Here is a 16,808-nt window from a genome sequence, read left to right as displayed (position 1 = left end):
GCCGGGCACAGACTGACTGCGACGCGCATTCTCGCACAAACACCGTAAACAAGGCCTGCCCATCAGCGGACGAACGGCATGCTTTGGTCAGAAAATAATTGAAACTCTGCGCGACGGCCTCCGGTCAATTTTCTTGTCGAGGTTACGACATTTGATTTCAGAACGGTCTTCAAGACCCGGGAGAAACGTCATGAGCAGTACTGGCGACAAAATCAAAGGCAAAGCTAATGAAGTGGCTGGTAACGTCAAGCAAGGCATCGGCAAGGCGACCGACAACAACAGGTTGAAGGCCGAAGGCAAGGCGCAGGAACTCAAGGGCGAAGCCCAGCAAGCCAAAGGTAAAACCAAGGAAGTACTGAAAAAGGGTGTAGACAAGGCGTAGCCCTGAAGGAGAACGGATAAAGGTCATCGCCTAGGTGGCCTTTATCCATCATGGCCTTGAAACCTTTTACAACTCGCCCAGTCCATTTGACGCCAGTGCAATGCTACTGGCATATGGGCAGCCGCATAATCGCAGCGTTTGTCGGTCGGGCGATGTAATGTATTCGGGTTTTTAGCGCAAGGAGACGCCATGATCTTTCCTCACATGCGTCAGTTGCCACTGGGCAAAGTGATGGTTCGTACCGTCACTGAGTTTCTCGATGACGAGATGTCTACCTACGCATCGGCACTGGCCTACCAGATGCTGTTTTCGCTGTTTCCGTTCCTGTTGTTTCTGATTGCCCTGATCGGTTTCCTGCACCTGCCGGACTTCTTCTCCTGGCTGCGTCTTCAGTCTGAGCTGGTTCTGCCACCTCAGGCGCTGGAGCAGGTCAACCCGGTAATCGATCAGTTGCAACAATCCAAGGGCGGCTTGCTGTCCATCGGTATCGTTGTTGCGTTATGGACTGCGTCGGCAGGCGTGCGCCTGATGATGAGCGCCATGAACGCGGCCTACGACGTCGTTGAAGGGCGGCCTATCTGGAAGCGTTTTCCGTTATCGATCCTCTACACCGTGGGCATCGCTGGCATGTTGCTGGCTGCTGCAGGGTTCATGGTGGTCGGCCCGCAGGTCATGAGCTGGTTCGCTTCGCAGATCGGCATGGAGGAATTCATCGTCACGCTCTGGACCGTCCTGCGCTGGCCGATGATCATCCTGCTGCTGATGATTGCCGTGGCCTTGATCTATTACGTCATGCCTGACGTGAAGCAGGAGTTCCGCTTCATCACTCCCGGTTCCGTACTGGCCGTGGTGGTGTGGATCATCGCGTCGCTGGGCTTTGGCTTCTATGTGAAGACTTTTGCCGACTACAACGCCATGTACGGCAGCATCGGCGCGATCATTGTGCTGTTGCTGTATTTCTACATATCGGCGGCGGTACTGCTGCTCGGTGCCGAGATGAATGCCGTGATCGAGCACATGTCCCAAGAGGGCAAGGATGCCGGAGAGAAAGAGGCCGGCGACAATGGCGTACACTCAACCACCAAGCAGCATGTTTCCGGGCTGGGGCGCGATCATTCGGTACATGGCACATTAAAGGCTGACGAATCCTGAATCAGGGTCCAGAATCGCCTTTTCGTTCGAGAGACCGACACTCATCATGATCCGCAACATTCTGAAGATGGGCGACGAGCGCTTGTTGCTCATTGCGCCGCCTGTGCCCCGTGAGATGTTTGGCAGCAGCGAACTCAAGACGCTGATTGCCGACATGTTCGAGACCATGGAAAGTGTCGGCGGCGTCGGCCTTGCGGCACCGCAGATCGGCGTCGATCTGCAACTGGTGATATTCGGCTTCGAGCGCAGCGAGCGCTATCCCCAGGCCGAAGCCGTGCCCCAGACCATCCTGCTCAACCCGCTGATCACGCCTTTGAGCCCGACCCTTGAAGCGGGCTGGGAAGGTTGCCTGTCGGTGCCCGGCTTGCGGGGCATGGTCGATCGTTACCAGAGCATTCGCTACGAAGGCTTTGACCCGGACGGCCAGCCGATCCAGCGCACCGCCCAGGGTTTTCATGCCCGCGTGGTCCAGCACGAATGCGATCACCTGATCGGCCGTCTGTACCCTTCGCGCATCACGGATTTCAGCAAGTTCGGCTTTATCGAGGTCATGTTCCCGGACATGGACCCCAACGCCGACGAGTGACTCAAGCGCCGGTCCTGCACAAGGCAACCAGCGCCTTGCTGCGGCTGAAGCGCATGAACTTTTCGCCCAGTGAATGCGGCAGCCTCCGGGCCGTCTCGAAACCGCTCACTGCATAGAACGCCTGAAGGTCCGGATGGCAGAACAGCCAGACCGGACCGTTCAATGGCTCCACTGCATGGCCTATCAGACGGCGGGCAATGGCCTGGCCACGCAGTTGCGGGTCCACGAAAAGCCCCGTCAGCCAATGCCCGTCAGCGACTTCGCTCAGGCAAAGGGCGCCGACGATCTGCGTTTGCTTCGCCACCCACAGCGTTCCGCGAGGCACTGCGCGCATGGAGGACTTGTGTTCGCGGTAGAACTTGTCCAGCAAAGGGCGGCAGGTGTCGGGCAGGGTGCTGAACTGAATGTCGGGCATGATCGGGCTCTGATCTTCGAGGCGGGCAAGCATAAATCATCGACCTGGCAGACAGATATTCCTGATAGCGGCATGAATCGCCGGGATACGACCCCGACTCTGGTAAAGCGCGGATTAACTGTTAAGTTCAAACGTTCAGTCAATTCATCTCAGGAGGAGGCCATGAACGACCATCGCGGTCTGCCCGTTGTATCCAGGACACGCCTGATGTTCCTGGGATGCAGCCTGCTGCTGAGTTGGGCGCTGGCCCAGAACGCTCATGCCGATGAGGCGGACGATACGGCGCTGCTGTTCGTTCAGGAGCGCCACCTGGGCGACAGTCTGGGCTGGCTGGGTTATCAGGTCGCTTCACGCACCGTCACCTTTGGCAGCATCGTGGAATCGATTGGCAAGATTCAGGCTCAGGATCTGGTGCAGAAAGAACTGCAACGCCTGCAGCCCACTTACCAGGTGCAATGGGACCGCAACCTTGCGTCCGCCTATGCCCAGTCCTTTTCGGCGCAGGAATTGCAGTCCCTTAATGAAGGCAGCGGCTCCTTGCCCTTGATGAACAAACTCAAGGCCAGGAACAACGAAGTCGGCGCCCGGATGAAAGAGCGTTCATCCGAACTGCTGAAGACCTTCGTTGCCCAAGCACTGGGCAATGCGCAGAAGTCGCTCGCCCGCTAGGTACTGAAAGAAACAGCGAAAGCGAGGAAAACACCATGGACCTATTCATGCAGGCCGCCATTGACGAGGCGCAACAGGGATTGGCTGAGGGCGGGATTCCTATCGGTTCGGTCATCGTTCACGATGGCAAGATCATTGGCCGTGGACACAATCGTCGGGTTCAGGAGGGCAGCGCCATCAAGCATGGCGAGATGGACGCACTGGAAAACGCCGGCCGCCAGCCTGCCAGTGTCTACCGGGATTCGGTGCTCTACACCACCTTGTCGCCTTGTGCGATGTGCAGCGGGGCTATTCTGCTCTACGGCATCGGCAAGGTCATCGTGGGAGAAAACGAGACATTCATGGGCGAGGAAGAGCTGTTGCGCTCTCGCGGGGTGCAAGTCGATGTGCTTCACGACACGACATGCCAGCACATGATGCACGGTTTTATCGCCAGCAAGCCCGAACTGTGGAGTGAAGATATCGGCGAATAAAGGCTTTATGCTAGCAAGCCTTCGCGGGCTCTCTGAAGGGTGATAATCTCGGCTCAGTTACTTCATGAAGCACGGAGCCCGTAATGCCGGTTCAGCGACGCAATAACGTAAACGTCATGGGCGATGGACCGGCCACATTGATTTTTGCTCACGGTTTTGGTTGCAACCAGAACATGTGGCGCTTTATTGCGCCTGTATTTGCCAAGCATTTCAAGGTCGTGCTGTTCGACCTGGTGGGCAGTGGCAAGTCCGAACTGTCGGCTTACATCCCGCACAAATACGCCTCCCTGCGCGGCTATGCCAGCGATCTGCTGGAAGTGGTCCGTGATTTCGCCAATCCCGGCCCGGTGATTCATGTCGGGCACTCGGTCAGCGCCATGATCGCCGTACTGGCCGAACTCCAGGAGCCCGGCCGTTTTGCCGCGCACATCATGGTCGGCCCGTCGCCGCGCTACCTTGATGATGAAGGCTACGTGGGCGGTTTCAGCCGCACGGACATCGACTCATTGCTGCATACCCTGGAAAGCAACTACCTGGGCTGGTCCAGCACCATGGCGCCGACGCTCATGGGGTCTGCCGACCGGCCTGAGCTGGGCGAGGAACTGGCTGACAGTTTCTGTAGCACCAACGCCGATATCGCCAAGCAGTTTGCCCGCGTGACCTTCATGTCTGACCACCGCAAGGACGTAGAGGGTTTTTCCAGCCAGACCCTGATTCTGCAATGCAGTGATGACATGATCGTTCCCGTCCAGGTGGGCGAATACCTCAACCGTGTCATTGAGAACAGTACATTGCGTGTGATCGAAAACGTGGGTCATTACCCTCATATGAGTGCTCCCAAGGCCTGTGTCGCAGCAATGGGTGAGTTTTTGCAACCTTTTGGATATGCAGAACATGTCATCTGATGCGCCTGCCGTACCTGACGGCGACGACCTGTTCGAGGGCGCTCCCTGTGGTTTGTTGCTGACTCGGGAAAACGGCACCATCGAGCGGGTCAACCAGACCTTCTGCGTCTGGCTGGGTGTGGAGCGCGAGGCGCTGCTGGGGCGGCGGTTTCAAGACCTGCTGAACATGGCGGGCAAGATTTTCCATCAGACTCACTGGGCGCCGTTGCTCCATGCCCGGGGCTCGGTTGCCGAAGTCAAACTTGAGCTGATTCATGCGGACGGTCGCTCCATTCCGATGATGCTCAATGGCATACGCCGGGAACATGACGGCGTCTTTTTCAATGAGCTGGCGCTGTTTATCGCCGAAGAACGCAACAAATACGAACGTGAGCTGCTGGCGGCGCAAAAACTTGCCGAAGAGTTGCTGCTGCAACAGATGAGTGTCCAGACCGAGCTGACGTCGGCCCGCAACCGCTTGCGTCTGGCCCATGTCGAAGCGGAAATCCGGGCGATCTTTGCCGAGCAGATGGTGAGCATTTTCAGTCACGACCTGCGCAACCCGCTGGCGGCGATCAAGATGGCCTCCGGTCTGCTGGGTCGCAGCGCTTTGAAGCCTCGACAGGAACGCATGCTGGGCCATATCAATCATGCGACTGACCGAGCCCAGCGCATGATCGTCGACCTCCTGGACTTCACCGATGCCAGGGTCGGGCGCGGCATTTCGGTCACGCCTCAGGCCATTGATCTGCATGCAGTGACGGAGCGCAGTGTCGAAGAGTTGCGTCAGTCATTCCCTGGCCATGTCATCACTCATCGCCGTGAAGGCGAGGGCCCATGCCATGCAGATGCCGACCGTCTGGGGCAGGTCATCGGCAACCTGGTTGCCAATGCCATCAACTACGGTTCGGTAGATGGAGAAATCGTGGTGACCTCGACTCTGGAGCCGCACTTGATGCGCCTGTCGGTGCATAACTTCGGTGAGCCGATACCGCCCGAGCAGATCGAGAGCCTGTTCGAGCCAGCCGTGCGCAGCGCCAGTGATACCGATGAAAGTCGCAGTGTCGGGCTGGGGTTGTTCATTGTCCGGGAGATTGTCCGGGCGCATCTGGGCGATGTGATCGTCCTCTCCAGCCCCGAACATGGCACGACCTTCACCGCGAGTATTCCGCAGAGAGCCTGAGGTCGACCTTTTCGCGGATGAATCTCCTACAGTGCGTGCGTGGGGAATTCATTCGCGAAGGCTCTCTGACACGGCTTCAGACCATCCTTGTTACAAACTCCCTCGTTATAAACTTGCTCATCTGCCATGCAAGACCGAACCTGACAACCCAATCGCTATCAAAGCCTAACCATTTCCCTTGAGGGCAAGTGATGAACAGTTTTGTGCGAAACCTCGCAATGATGCTGCTGGTTGGCCTGTCAGGCATCGGCGTTGCCCAGGCGCAGGATCAGCCGGGCCGCAACGGGGCAACCAGCAATCCCTATAACAGCCCGATCCACCGCGCCAACCCCAACAGTCGCCAGGGCACCCAGCCCAGCACGCCGCAGGTGCAGCCCAACATCGTCCCCGCACCTCGCCAACCTACACTGGAAAACGGCGGGATCCGCAATGGCTATCCAACCCGGCAGCCACCGCCCAGCCCGACCATCCAGAATAATCAGAATACGACTCCCAAACGCCCATAACCCATCCCCGCAGTAGTCGGGACCTCTACTCAATGCATAAGGAATCGCCCATGTTTAGAAAAACCCTGATCGCGGCAATGTGTGCCACGGCGATGTCGAGCTTGCCGTTGACTGCCAGCGCGGCCGACGAGGCCGTGAAGCAATACAAGAGCGAACTGGGCACTGTCAGTGTCAGCGAAGTGGCAGACGGGCTGGATCATCCTTGGGCGCTGGCGTTCCTGCCGGACAAGAAAGGCATTCTGGTGACCGAGCGTTCAGGCAATCTGCGCGTCGTTTCGCCGGACGGCAAACTCTCCGGCCCGATCTCGGGTGTTCCGCAAGTCTGGGCCAAAGGGCAGGGCGGCTTGCTGGACGTGGTGCTGTCCCCTGATTTCGCCAAGGACCGCATGGTCTACCTGACCTACTCCGAAGGCAGCGGCAAGACGGCCGCCGAAGGCGAAACCGCAGGCACCGCTGCCGGCCGTGGTCGTCTGTCGGCTGACCTGACCAAACTGGAAGATTTCACCGTGATTTTCCGCCAGCAGCCAAAACTGTCGGTGGGTAACCACTTCGGCTCGCGGATGGTCTTTGACCGCGACGGCTACCTGTTTATCGCCCTGGGCGAAAACAACAACCGTGCAACGTCCCAGGACCTGGACAAGCTGCAGGGCAAGGTCGTGCGCATCTACCCCGATGGCAATGTCCCCAAAGACAACCCCTTTGTCGGGCAGAACAACGTGCGTCCGGAAATCTGGTCTTACGGCCATCGCAACCAGCAGGGCGCGGCCCTCAACCCCTGGAGCGGAACCGTGTGGACCAATGAGCATGGTCCAAAGGGTGGCGATGAGCTGAATATCATCGAACGTGCCCAGAACTATGGCTGGCCACTGGCTACCCATGGCATCAACTATTCCGGTCAACCGATCCCGGAAGCCAAGGGCAAGTTTGTCGAGGGCACCAAAGTGCCTTTCCATGTGTGGGAAAAATCGCCGGGTATCAGCGGCATGGCGTTTTACAACAATGGTCTTTTCAAGGCCTGGGACCACAACGTGTTTATCGGAGCACTGGCCACCGAAGAGTTGATCCGTTTGCAGTTTGAAGGCGACCGCATTGTTCATGAAGAACGCTTTCTGGGCGATATGAAACAGCGTATTCGCGATGTTCGTCAGGGGCCGGATGGTTACGTGTATCTGCTGACCGATGACGATAAAGGGAAGTTGCTTAAAGTCGGTTTGCAACAATAAATAAAAACTCCCGCATGAACGTGTCATGCGGGAGTTTTTTCAAGCCAGGGAAGCTTGGGTACAACGCTTAGCGGTCTTGAGCGTCGCGCAGTACTTCGCCTGTCTTGGCGTCGACTTCGAAGTCCCACTCCACGCCCTTGGCGTCTTTCAGCTCGATCTGATACACGTAACGGCCGGCGTGCCTTTCAAGCTCGGTGTCGTGGATCTGGAAGCCTGGGTGTTTGGCCAGAGCCTGTTTGTTGAACTGTTCAAAGTCTCCGACCGCGCCGGACTTTTGCAGACGAATCACTTCGTCAGGACCAATATCAGCCTGTGCCATACCGGCAGCAGTGGTCAGGGCAAAAGCGGTGAAAAGAGCAGGCATAAGTTTCATGGTGTATTCCTTCTGATGGGACTGCTTAAATGGATGCTTTACCAGTTGGTTCGTTCAACTGTTTTGTTGAAGCCAGATTAATGCGCCTTACTTAATTCATCCTTAAATATGCGAAACAGCTTGTTTTTCCTGAAAACGGCCTGCGGGTAATTGCACAGCGCGTGCAGACAGAGGTTGTAAAAAAACAGCGGTGAACGTAAAAGGTTGCCCCCGGCCAGATGGTGCTCGCCTCTGTCCTGGTTCCCGTTACCCTGGAGTTCATCGATGAGTACGTCACGCCGACCTGCTGCACGTCTGGTTTCGTGTCTGTTGCCTTTTGGCATGGCTGTCACTTCACCACTGCTGGCTGCAGAAGCGGTGAGTCTGGAGGCTGTGAACGTGTCGGGTACTGCCGAAGCGTCCAGCCCGGATTATCAGGCCCGCGAAGCGTCGGTCGGCAGCTTTGGCGAGACGGCCCTGCTCGACAACCCTGCATCGGTTTCGGTATTCACCGACGCCCTGATCAAGGACCGTCAGGCCAGATTGCTCAGTGAAATCCTGCGCAATGACGCTTCGGTGGGCGAGGGCTATGCCCCGGTGGGCTATTACGAGAACTTTGTGGTGCGTGGCTTTTCCCTGAATGCCGCCAACAGCTATCGCATCAACGGACGCACCATCGCGGGCGAGCAGAACGTGGCGCTTGAAAACAAACAGCAGGTGGAACTGCTCAAAGGCTTGTCCGGTCTGCAAAGCGGTGCCGCCTCGCCGGGCGGCGTGATCAACTACCAGACCAAACGTGCCCAGAATGTGCGCTCTGTGACCGTGTCTACCAATGAACACGGCGGGCGCTATATCGCGACCGACGTTGGTGGCTGGTTCGGCAGCGAAAATCAGTTCGGTCTACGCGCCAACCTTGCCCATGAAGACCTGCGCTCCTACGTCGACCATGCCGATGGCCAGCGTGATTTCGCTTCCCTGGCGTTCGACTGGAACATCAGTGACCGCGCCTTGCTGCAACTGGACGTCGAATACCAGACTAAAGAGCAGCGCTCGGTGCCGGGTTATCAATTGCTCGGCGGCACGGCTTTGCCTCATAACGCCTCGCCGCGCAGGCTGCTGGGTTATCAGAGCTGGTCGAACCCGGTGGGCATCGACTCGTTGAACATGAATGGTCGCTTCGAGTACCGGTTCAACGACGCCTGGAAGGGCAGCCTCAGTGCTTCACGCAGTCGCGTGGTGATCGACGACTACAGCGCCTTCGCCTGGGGCTGCTACGGCTCGCCCAGTTGTGCTGCCGAGGCGGTTCCCAATCACTTCAGTGCCGAAGGCGGCTACGACATCTACGACTTCCGCAGCCCGGACGACACCCGCCGCAACGATGAAGTCGAAGCGGCCATGACCGGCACCTTCGACACCGGCTCGCTCAAACATGAGCTGACCTTCGGCACCAGCGCGTTTCGGCGTACCGTCGATACCCGTGGCACCTTCAACGAGATGGTCGGCTCGGGCAACATCGATTCAACCCCTGATGCGGTATCGCCTTCGAACTTGCCGCTGCCTGATAGCGAACGCCGCCTGGACAGCCGCCAGTACGGGCTGTTCGTGACAGACCGGATCAGCTTCAACGAACACTGGCAGACCGTTCTGGGCGGGCGTCAGGTGCGTCTCGACGAGCACGCCTACGCCGAAGATGGCAGCGAACAGCGTCATACCCAGCGTTCGATCTTCCTGCCCCAGGCGGCACTGATCTACAAACCGGTGGAAAACATTTCGCTCTACACCAGCTACAGCAAAGGCCTGTCGCTGGGCGGTACGGCGGCCTGGTTCACCACCAATGCCAGTGAAATTCTTGCGCCCACCGTCTCGCGACAACTGGAAGCGGGCATCAAGTACGACTGGCAGCGCATGAGCTTCACAGCGGCTCTGTTTCAGGCACGTCAGGCCTATCAGTACTCCAAACCCAACGACGATGGCACCTTCACCTACGTTCAGCAGGGCGAGCAGAAGAACACGGGTCTGGAACTGGGCGCCAATGGCTGGGTGACCGAGCGTCTGCAAATATCGGCCAGTGCAGCGGCGATCCGGGCGCGGGTTGAAGGCAGCGGTACTGAGGCTTATGAAGACCATCAGGCGCTCAATGTCCCGAAATACCGCGCCAGCCTTCAGGCGGACTACAGCCTGCCGATCCGGGGCCTGGCGTTACTGGGCGGCATGCAATACAGCGCCAGCAAATACGCCAACCGCGAAGGCACGGTGAAGGTCAACGACTACGCTCTGTTCAATATCGGCAGCCGCTACAGCACTCGGCTGGGCGACTACGACACCGTGTTCCGCCTGACCGTGGACAACCTGTTCGACAAGCGCTACTGGCGTGATGCCGGTGAATATCTGGGCGACGACTACCTGTTCATGGGCGCCCCGAGAACGGCGACCTTGTCGGCTTCGGTCAATTTCTGAATGGGTCTTTCGCGAATGAATTCGCTCCTTCAGCGCGCGTAGGAGCGAATTCATTCGCGAACAAGGTCCGCAACCACCAGCTTTGCTATCCTTCGCGTCCTGCGCGCGCAGGCGTTCTTTTCAGACATGTTTACGGGGGCTTCATGACAGCCATTGTTAAACCACGCCCTCAGCCATTCTCCAGGGCCGACTACAAGACCTTGAGCCTTGCCGCTCTGGGCGGCGCTCTTGAAATCTACGACTTCATCATCTTCGTATTCTTCGCTCTGACCCTCAGCCAGCTGTTCTTCCCGCCAGACATGCCCGAATGGCTGCGCCTGCTGCAAAGCTTCGGCATCTTCGTCACCGGCTATCTGGCACGTCCGCTGGGCGGCATCCTGATGGCGCATTTTGCCGACCGTCTGGGCCGCAAACGGATGTTCAGCCTGAGCATCCTGATGATGGCGTTACCCTGCCTGCTGATCGGTATCATGCCCACCTACGCCCAGATCGGTTACTGGGCGCCGCTGATCCTGCTGGCGCTGCGCATCCTGCAAGGTGCCGCCGTGGGTGGGGAAGTGCCGAGCGCCTGGGTGTTCGTCGCCGAACATGCGCCTGCGGGGCATCGCGGCTATGCCCTCGGGGTTCTGCAAGCCGGGCTGACGTTCGGGTATCTGCTGGGCGCGCTGACAGCGACCTGGCTGGCCCGGGTGTTCACTCCTGCGGAAGTTCTGGATTACGCCTGGCGCATCCCGTTCCTGCTGGGTGGTGTATTTGGCGTGGTGGGTGTCTGGCTGCGTCGCTGGCTCAGCGAAACCCCGGTATTCGTTGCCATGCAGGCACAGCGCGAAAACAGGCAGGGCCTGCCGTTGGGCCAGGTATTGCGCGAACATCGCCAGTCGCTGCTGCCCGCGGCCTTGCTCACCTGCGTGCTGACCTCCGCCGTGGTGGTGCTGGTAGTAATTACCCCGACCGTCATGCAGAAAAGCTTTGGCATCAGCGCCAGCGACACCTTTGCCTTGAGCGCTATCGGCATTGTCTTTCTCAACATCGGCTGTGTGCTGGCCGGCATGCTGGTGGATCGCATCGGTGCCTGGCGGGGCGTGATCGTCTACAGCCTGTTGCTGCCGCTGGGCATCGGCGTGTTGTACGCCAGCCTTGTCCTGCAATGGCTGCCGCTGACGGTCGCCTATGCCATGGCCGGTCTGGCCAGCGGTATTGTCGGGGTCGTGCCGTCGGTCATGGTGGGGCTGTTCCCGCCCGGCATCCGGGTATCGGGCATCTCCTTCACCTACAACATCGCCTACGCACTCTGGGCCAGCACCACGCCGCTGATGCTGATCGCCCTGATGCCCTGGAGCCCGTGGGTCTGCGTCGCCTATGGCGTGGTCATGGGCTGTGTCGGCTTGCTCACCGCTGCGGTCTTCGGCCTGCACAAGGGCATGGCCGTGGATGACGGGCTGACCTGTCGCGTTTGAGCCTGCATTCAGTCGGCTGCTTGTGGCCTGATCCTTTCTTTCTCTGCCGGGAAGCTACGCTTGCTAATGCCTCCCGGCATTGCGCAACCCGTCTGCGGGAGCAGCGTGACAGGCGCGGGAGCAACTGGCGGGTTTCTACCTGAAGAGACCGGGCATTCCTCCAGAAGCCCTACAGGCGGCGACCCATATTCCTGCAGCATGTGTCGGTTGTGCCAAGACCTTGAACCTGCAACAGCCTGCACGTGCCGCATCTGACGAAACCGGGCCGACAACGGCCAGGAGCGTGTTCATGAGCACCTATGACGACAATGCCAGGGAGCAGATTCAGGCATCGCTGCAAAGATGGGCCATGGCTGTGCGCAACAAGGATCTGGACGCAATCACCGCTTATTACCACCCGCAAGTGGTCGCTTACGATGCGATCATTCAGTTGCAGTTCAAAGGCATCGAAGCCTATCGCGAGCACTGGCAACACTGCCTGGGCATGTGCCAGGGCCCCATGCTGTTTGAGATGCAGGACCTCACCATCCATGCCGATGGTGATGTGGCCTTTGCCCACTGGCTGAATCATTGCGGCGCCGCCGATGAAAGCGGCGAGATGAAAGGCTCATGGATGAGGGCCAGCGCTGGCTACCTGCTGACTGCCGAAGGCTGGAAAGCCGTCCATGAGCACTTTTCCGCACCTTTCGACATGCAGAGCGGCAAGGCGCTGTTCGACCTCAAGCCCTGATCAGGCACGCCGGCTCGGCGTCGATACCCTGAATATCAGCCCGTTTGTCCCCTTGGCAGACGGGTTGAATGGGTGTGACATACATTGTTGTGACGTGTGTTTGAATATGTGTCCATCACTGGATCCAATTGTAACAACTGATTGTAATTCTCATTGGGCAAGTTTATCTTTCGCTTCCTGTATGCAATCCGTTACTCATGCCGTTAACTCTATTTACCCAGTAGTGAAATGCGGGGTGGAACGTCTTTTCTATGGGGGTTTTAAATGATTTAGCTGGGAGTGTTCTGGCAGTAGTGTAGGAATTTTCTTTGATGTTAAAGTTTTTGAGCGGTTTCCTTTATTTGGGTTTTATTTATTTTCTGTACGGCGCGCGGTGTTAGAAATAGTTCCAGATAAATTTGCCAGTGTGCCGATTTGTTACTGATGCCACGGACGGCGCGCGTAAGACACTTCCTACAGTTTTTGTGTGGGCAGGCTAATCACAAGGAGAAACAACATGTGGGTGACAATCAGAGAACAGGAGGTGTTGGGGCTGCTATTGCAAGGCTGCACCAACAAGGAAATAGCGCAGCAGCTCTGTATCAGCGGCTATACCGTACGCGATCACGTTTCCTCGCTGCTCAGAAAAGGGCAGGTGAAGACCCGTACCGAGCTTATTGCACGTTACGTGGCCCGGCTGATGACAAGAAGAAACGCACAACCCCCTACATCTGTCGGGTTGTGCAACGAGGCAGACTGCACATAATTCGTTTTATACGGAATGTGGCGGGTTAGTGTGATCAGGCAGCGGGCTGCGTTCGGTTTATTCAATCAAAAATAAAGTGTCCGGCGGCCTTGAAGTCTGGGCATGACAGTTGGGGAGACTGTCGTGGCTTTACTTTGCCGGATGAAACTTGAGCGCGGAACCAGCAACTGAACTTCGGCGCTCCTTCACGTGTGCGCAAAGACGACCAACACCGGCTTTGAACACTTGGGCACAACGAAAGAGCAAACAATAAAAAGGAGTTATTCCATGACGGTCTGTTTTATTCAGAATGAGGACCAGCCCCACCCATCGATGCGGCTGGACCCTCATGCGTCAGGCATCACTGTCCTGATGGACTTTCAACACCTTGCGGCCAGGCAGTCAGCCCTGTCCATGGCGCAACTCAGTGAGCAGCAGTCCAACTTGCTGGGCCCCAGAGGACTGTTCGCCAGGTTTTCCCGGGAAGTGCCGCTGCTGGGAAGGCAGGCAACGGTCTTTGAAGACCTCTATGAGATCAATGACCGCCAGCACCAGTTGCTGGCTGAAAAGACCGTACGCTTCATCCTTGGGCGCTACCGTCGGCGACAGGTTGAGCAGAACCCTTTCACTGGCATGTCCCGGGAGTTTCTGTGTTGTGTCGTCTATGACGAAGCGGCGCCTTATACCCAGGCCGAGCGCTATGCCGCAGGCGAGGCGCTGCGCCAGCGCGACAGCGAGTACTTCGCCAAGCTCATTGCCACCACCCGTGACACGGTCGAGCGGCGGATTGTCTTCCACGGTCTGCTGGAACATTTCGATGGCCTGCTGCCCGTCGAACAGAGCATCTACCCGATCAACTATCGGGCAGTCCAGCAACGTCATCTCGATCATGAAGAGGGCATTTACGGCAAGCTCAACCTGACTCAGCCACTGAGCGTGATTCTGGAAACCCGCACCCCCGAATGGCTGCTGGAAAACCTGTGCGTACTGGCTGGGAATTCTCATTGAGCGGCCAACGCCGGGGTGTCAGCTCTGTGCTGTCAAGCGCATCAGGTCCGGTGACTGATCCTGAATGCTGACCACCCGGTTGCGGCCATTGGCCTTGGCCATGTAGAGCGCCTTGTCCGCCTCGTTCAGCCACATGGCGGCATCCGTGATATGCGGCTGATAGGCCGCAATACCGATGCTCAGGCTGATATTGAGGTCGGGAAGCAAGATGTCGATGTTTTCCTTGACCACACTGCGCAGGCGCTCAAGGATCTCGCTGGCCTGTCTGGCGCCGGTGGCAGGCAGGATGATGCAGAACTCATCGCCGCCATAACGGCCTGCCAGGTCGGTATCGCGCAGGTTTTCAGACAGTGCTTCGCTGATGTTCTTGAGCACCGTGTCGCCCATGATGTGGCCATAGGTGTCATTGATGGACTTGAAATGGTCGATGTCGATCAGCGCGATGGCGCAGGGCAGCTCTTGCTTGCGGCTCCTGATGAACTGGGCTTCGAGCAGGTCTTTCCAGGAGCCGTGATTGATGAGGCCTGTCAGGCTGTCGGTGCGGCTGAGCTCGCTCAGGAGATTGCGGTGTTCCCACAGCTTGAGTGCAAGCTGATGGCTCATCCAGCCAATGAAAATCGGGTAAATCAACAGCACCGGCAGGCAGGCATAGATCTGCATCGTGGTGCTGTCGGTATTGATTACCGGTGACACCAGCACCAGCGCAAGTATCGCCCCCAGTAACTGCGCCACAAACCCCTGAAGCATCAGCCGCGGGCCACAGGCTGAAATATTGTGCATGGCCATCATCGCCAGCACCGTGACGCTGGGCAGCAGACTGAACCCCATCGCCCCGACCCAGAAACCGCCCGCAAGGGAATCGGTCAGCAGGTTGCGCCATTCCGTCTTGTAGGGCTGAGGTGAGCGTTTTGCGAGTTGATACGCGATGTGCGGCCAGATAAGAGCATTGGCCAGTGCCAGCCACCATAACCACTGCGCAGCGTTCAATTGGTACAGCGACACGACCACAGTGAAGAAACCTATGCCCACGCCGAGGGTGCGTGGCGCATAAATTCTCTTGGCAAATGAAAGACCTTTGCCTTGTCGTGTGCTCATAGCGCTTACCGGACTGTTGTAAGACCCGGCCAGCAACCCTTGTGTTTGACCGAAAGGCAAGAGTTTCCCCCGATGGCGGCACCATGGGAAGAGCCTTTTGCCCGTAATCCTCAAATTAGGGACGAAACGATATCTTGCTGTCGCCTTTTCGTGAATAAATTCACTCCTGCCTGGCCGTAAGCCAATTTCTGTGGGAGCGAATTCATTCGCGAACAAGCAGGCTCAGCCCTTCGCCCGACGCCCCTGAAGCAGCGTCAACCAGGCCACCGCAATGGCAAGCACCGCAACCCCGGCTGCCACATGGCCCACCGATTCAAGCCCGAGATGCTCGATGGTCGCGCCGCCGATAATCGAGCCCAGCCCGATCCCGGCATTGGCCGCCGACACATTCAAGGTGCCAGCCAGCGCCTGGGCCTGAGGGGCGGCCTTCATCACCCGGATCTGGCAGATCGGGAACAGCGCCGTATGCGCGATGCCCCACACCATCAGCACCACCGCCAGCAACGGCAATGAACCGGCCATCGGCACGCTGGCACTCATGCCCAGCGCCAGCAGCAAGGCAAACACCATGGTCGAGCCCAGCGGGCTGCGGTCTACATAACGTCCGCCCAGGCCATTACCGATCAAACCCACGGCACCAAAGCCCATCAACCACCACCCGACCTGAGCCGGCGCAACGTGGGCGATACGCTCAAGCGTGTCGGCCAGATAGGTGTAGGCCGCGAACATCGCCGTGAACAGCAGGATCGACAGCAGCAGGTTCATCATGAAATGCCGGTCGCGCAGGATTCTGGCCTGTTGGGCCAGGCCGACTTTCTCGGTAGGCGCCAGATGCGGCATCGACAGTGCCAGCAGCAAGGCCATCAACCCGGAAAGCACCGTCAGCGCCCAGAACGCACCGCGCCAGCCCACGGCATCGGCAAACACCGTACCCAACGGAATACCCAGCAGCATGGCGGCGGAAATCCCCAGATAAACCTGCGCCACGGCCTTGCCCGCATTTTTGGGGCCCGCCAGCAGACTGGCGGTTTCACTGGCCGTCCCCCAGAACACAGGCAACGCCAGCGCCGGGATGAAACGAGCGACGGCCAGCACCCAGATATTGCTCGACACCGCTGCCAGGGCATTGGAAGCGGCAAAGATCAGCAGAATCACGATGAACGTGCGTTTGCGGTCCAGGTGGGAAAGCATCGCCGTCAGCGGCGGGCCGAAGAGCATCACCGTGAAGGCAAATAGCGTGACCAGCAAGCCTGCCACCGAGATCGAAATACCCAGATCCCGCGCCAGCGCAGGCAACAGGCCGATAATCAGAAACTCGGTGGTGACAATCACAAAGCCCGCAAGCGCCAGAATGGCAATGGACACACCCGTGCCCGTGGAACGTTCGCCGCTGGCAGCGGCACTGGAAGCAGATTCTGAATACGACATGACACCCAACCGGAACTTAAGGAGTGTGTCATTTTATTACGGAAAAGAGTTCTTATCTTTGGCGGTTTTTCGAGGCACTATTGA

Annotated in this window: 18 protein-coding genes; 14 read left to right on the top strand and 4 right to left on the bottom strand. The window is 58.1% G+C overall.

The genetic code is table 11. The features are described 5' to 3' along the window. The first annotated feature begins 190 nt into the window (after positions 1 to 190). From KGD89_RS19335 to def, 3 genes are all read left to right on the top strand, one after another. Positions 191 to 382: a CsbD family protein gene (locus KGD89_RS19335; RefSeq protein WP_025261413.1), complete on the top strand. Its 192-nt coding sequence runs from the start codon at positions 191 to 193 to the stop codon at positions 380 to 382. Between the two features lie 189 nt (positions 383 to 571). Continuing rightward, the gene (locus tag KGD89_RS19330; protein WP_025261412.1) at positions 572 to 1,534 is read left to right on the top strand and encodes a YihY/virulence factor BrkB family protein; all 963 of its coding nucleotides are present in this window, start codon (positions 572 to 574) and stop codon (positions 1,532 to 1,534) included. 46 nt (positions 1,535 to 1,580) lie between these two features. Then, entirely contained in the window at positions 1,581 to 2,120 is a 540-nt protein-coding gene (def, locus tag KGD89_RS19325; RefSeq protein WP_025261411.1) for a peptide deformylase, read from the top strand. 1 nt (position 2,121) lies between these two features. Here def and KGD89_RS19320 read toward each other — a convergent pair whose 3' ends face one another. Then, positions 2,122 to 2,535 carry a GNAT family N-acetyltransferase gene (locus tag KGD89_RS19320; protein WP_025261410.1) on the bottom strand — a complete coding sequence of 138 codons (414 nt, stop codon included), beginning with the start codon at positions 2,533 to 2,535 and terminating at the stop codon, positions 2,122 to 2,124. 207 nt (positions 2,536 to 2,742) lie between these two features. Here KGD89_RS19320 and KGD89_RS19315 point away from each other — a divergent pair, with 207 nt between their 5' ends. From KGD89_RS19315 to KGD89_RS19290, 6 genes are all read left to right on the top strand, one after another. Continuing rightward, complete coding sequence (locus KGD89_RS19315; RefSeq protein ID WP_095067563.1) at positions 2,743 to 3,204, top strand: hypothetical protein; 462 nt, start codon at positions 2,743 to 2,745, stop codon at positions 3,202 to 3,204. A 35-nt stretch (positions 3,205 to 3,239) separates the two neighbouring features. Beyond that, entirely contained in the window at positions 3,240 to 3,677 is a 438-nt protein-coding gene (locus tag KGD89_RS19310) for a nucleoside deaminase (RefSeq protein WP_025261408.1), read from the top strand. An 83-nt stretch (positions 3,678 to 3,760) separates the two neighbouring features. After that, positions 3,761 to 4,582 (top strand): alpha/beta fold hydrolase, encoded by an 822-nt coding sequence (locus tag KGD89_RS19305; protein WP_025261407.1) that lies wholly within the window; start codon positions 3,761 to 3,763, stop codon positions 4,580 to 4,582. Continuing rightward, the gene (locus tag KGD89_RS19300; protein ID WP_025261406.1) at positions 4,572 to 5,744 is read left to right on the top strand and encodes a PAS domain-containing sensor histidine kinase; all 1,173 of its coding nucleotides are present in this window, start codon (positions 4,572 to 4,574) and stop codon (positions 5,742 to 5,744) included. Before KGD89_RS19305 ends, KGD89_RS19300 begins: the two co-directional genes overlap by 11 nt. Positions 5,745 to 5,935: 191 nt before the next feature. After that, positions 5,936 to 6,250 carry a hypothetical protein gene (locus KGD89_RS19295; RefSeq protein WP_025261405.1) on the top strand — a complete coding sequence of 105 codons (315 nt, stop codon included), beginning with the start codon at positions 5,936 to 5,938 and terminating at the stop codon, positions 6,248 to 6,250. A 50-nt stretch (positions 6,251 to 6,300) separates the two neighbouring features. Next, positions 6,301 to 7,473: a PQQ-dependent sugar dehydrogenase gene (locus tag KGD89_RS19290; RefSeq protein ID WP_025261404.1), complete on the top strand. Its 1,173-nt coding sequence runs from the start codon at positions 6,301 to 6,303 to the stop codon at positions 7,471 to 7,473. 67 nt (positions 7,474 to 7,540) lie between these two features. On the opposite strand, the gene KGD89_RS19285 is transcribed toward KGD89_RS19290, so the two are convergent. After that, complete coding sequence (locus KGD89_RS19285) at positions 7,541 to 7,846, bottom strand: PepSY domain-containing protein (protein WP_025261403.1); 306 nt, start codon at positions 7,844 to 7,846, stop codon at positions 7,541 to 7,543. Between the two features lie 264 nt (positions 7,847 to 8,110). Here KGD89_RS19285 and KGD89_RS19280 point away from each other — a divergent pair, with 264 nt between their 5' ends. The 5 genes from KGD89_RS19280 (at position 8,111) to KGD89_RS19260 (ending at position 14,201) form a co-directional block, all read left to right on the top strand. Continuing rightward, positions 8,111 to 10,282, top strand: coding sequence for a TonB-dependent siderophore receptor (locus tag KGD89_RS19280; protein ID WP_025261402.1), 2,172 nt, complete (start codon positions 8,111 to 8,113; stop codon positions 10,280 to 10,282). A 143-nt stretch (positions 10,283 to 10,425) separates the two neighbouring features. After that, positions 10,426 to 11,739, top strand: a complete 1,314-nt coding sequence (locus tag KGD89_RS19275) for an MFS transporter (RefSeq protein WP_025261401.1) — start codon at positions 10,426 to 10,428, stop codon at positions 11,737 to 11,739. Between the two features lie 289 nt (positions 11,740 to 12,028). Next, positions 12,029 to 12,469: a YybH family protein gene (locus KGD89_RS19270; RefSeq protein ID WP_025261400.1), complete on the top strand. Its 441-nt coding sequence runs from the start codon at positions 12,029 to 12,031 to the stop codon at positions 12,467 to 12,469. A gap of 496 nt (positions 12,470 to 12,965) precedes the next feature. Next, complete coding sequence (locus KGD89_RS19265; RefSeq protein ID WP_038399994.1) at positions 12,966 to 13,214, top strand: helix-turn-helix domain-containing protein; 249 nt, start codon at positions 12,966 to 12,968, stop codon at positions 13,212 to 13,214. A 267-nt stretch (positions 13,215 to 13,481) separates the two neighbouring features. After that, positions 13,482 to 14,201, top strand: coding sequence for a hypothetical protein (locus KGD89_RS19260; protein ID WP_025261398.1), 720 nt, complete (start codon positions 13,482 to 13,484; stop codon positions 14,199 to 14,201). Positions 14,202 to 14,219: 18 nt separating this feature from the next. Here the strand turns inward: KGD89_RS19260 and KGD89_RS19255 are convergent, their stop codons facing one another. Continuing rightward, entirely contained in the window at positions 14,220 to 15,296 is a 1,077-nt protein-coding gene (locus KGD89_RS19255) for a diguanylate cyclase (protein WP_025261397.1), read from the bottom strand. A gap of 222 nt (positions 15,297 to 15,518) precedes the next feature. Then, the gene (locus KGD89_RS19250) at positions 15,519 to 16,724 is read right to left on the bottom strand and encodes an MFS transporter (RefSeq protein WP_025261396.1); all 1,206 of its coding nucleotides are present in this window, start codon (positions 16,722 to 16,724) and stop codon (positions 15,519 to 15,521) included. Positions 16,725 to 16,808: the final 84 nt, after the last annotated feature.

The sequence above is a fragment of the Pseudomonas cichorii genome (genome assembly GCF_018343775.1).
Taxonomy (GTDB): Bacteria; Pseudomonadota; Gammaproteobacteria; order Pseudomonadales; family Pseudomonadaceae; genus Aquipseudomonas; species Aquipseudomonas cichorii.
The sequence above is the reverse complement of the archived record's forward strand: the minus strand, read 5'-3'. Positions and strand labels throughout refer to the sequence as shown.

Bases quoted from the DNA above. Each gene is read 5' to 3' on its own strand.
- KGD89_RS19295 (WP_025261405.1), top strand. From the start codon at position 5,936: ATGAACAGTTTTGTGCGAAACCTCGCAATGATGCTGCTGGTTGGCCTG.
- KGD89_RS19290 (WP_025261404.1), top strand. From the start codon at position 6,301: ATGTTTAGAAAAACCCTGATCGCGGCAATGTGTGCCACGGCGATGTCG.
- KGD89_RS19335 (WP_025261413.1), top strand. From the start codon at position 191: ATGAGCAGTACTGGCGACAAAATCAAAGGCAAAGCTAATGAAGTGGCT.
- KGD89_RS19265 (WP_038399994.1), top strand. From the start codon at position 12,966: ATGTGGGTGACAATCAGAGAACAGGAGGTGTTGGGGCTGCTATTGCAA.
- KGD89_RS19255 (WP_025261397.1), bottom strand. From the start codon at position 15,296: ATGAGCACACGACAAGGCAAAGGTCTTTCATTTGCCAAGAGAATTTAT.
- KGD89_RS19270 (WP_025261400.1), top strand. From the start codon at position 12,029: ATGAGCACCTATGACGACAATGCCAGGGAGCAGATTCAGGCATCGCTG.
- KGD89_RS19280 (WP_025261402.1), top strand. From the start codon at position 8,111: ATGAGTACGTCACGCCGACCTGCTGCACGTCTGGTTTCGTGTCTGTTG.
- KGD89_RS19260 (WP_025261398.1), top strand. From the start codon at position 13,482: ATGACGGTCTGTTTTATTCAGAATGAGGACCAGCCCCACCCATCGATG.
- KGD89_RS19320 (WP_025261410.1), bottom strand. From the start codon at position 2,535: ATGCCCGACATTCAGTTCAGCACCCTGCCCGACACCTGCCGCCCTTTG.
- KGD89_RS19275 (WP_025261401.1), top strand. From the start codon at position 10,426: ATGACAGCCATTGTTAAACCACGCCCTCAGCCATTCTCCAGGGCCGAC.
- KGD89_RS19305 (WP_025261407.1), top strand. From the start codon at position 3,761: ATGCCGGTTCAGCGACGCAATAACGTAAACGTCATGGGCGATGGACCG.
- KGD89_RS19315 (WP_095067563.1), top strand. From the start codon at position 2,743: ATGTTCCTGGGATGCAGCCTGCTGCTGAGTTGGGCGCTGGCCCAGAAC.
- def (WP_025261411.1), top strand. From the start codon at position 1,581: ATGATCCGCAACATTCTGAAGATGGGCGACGAGCGCTTGTTGCTCATT.
- KGD89_RS19300 (WP_025261406.1), top strand. From the start codon at position 4,572: ATGTCATCTGATGCGCCTGCCGTACCTGACGGCGACGACCTGTTCGAG.
- KGD89_RS19250 (WP_025261396.1), bottom strand. From the start codon at position 16,724: ATGTCGTATTCAGAATCTGCTTCCAGTGCCGCTGCCAGCGGCGAACGT.
- KGD89_RS19285 (WP_025261403.1), bottom strand. From the start codon at position 7,846: ATGAAACTTATGCCTGCTCTTTTCACCGCTTTTGCCCTGACCACTGCT.
- KGD89_RS19330 (WP_025261412.1), top strand. From the start codon at position 572: ATGATCTTTCCTCACATGCGTCAGTTGCCACTGGGCAAAGTGATGGTT.
- KGD89_RS19310 (WP_025261408.1), top strand. From the start codon at position 3,240: ATGGACCTATTCATGCAGGCCGCCATTGACGAGGCGCAACAGGGATTG.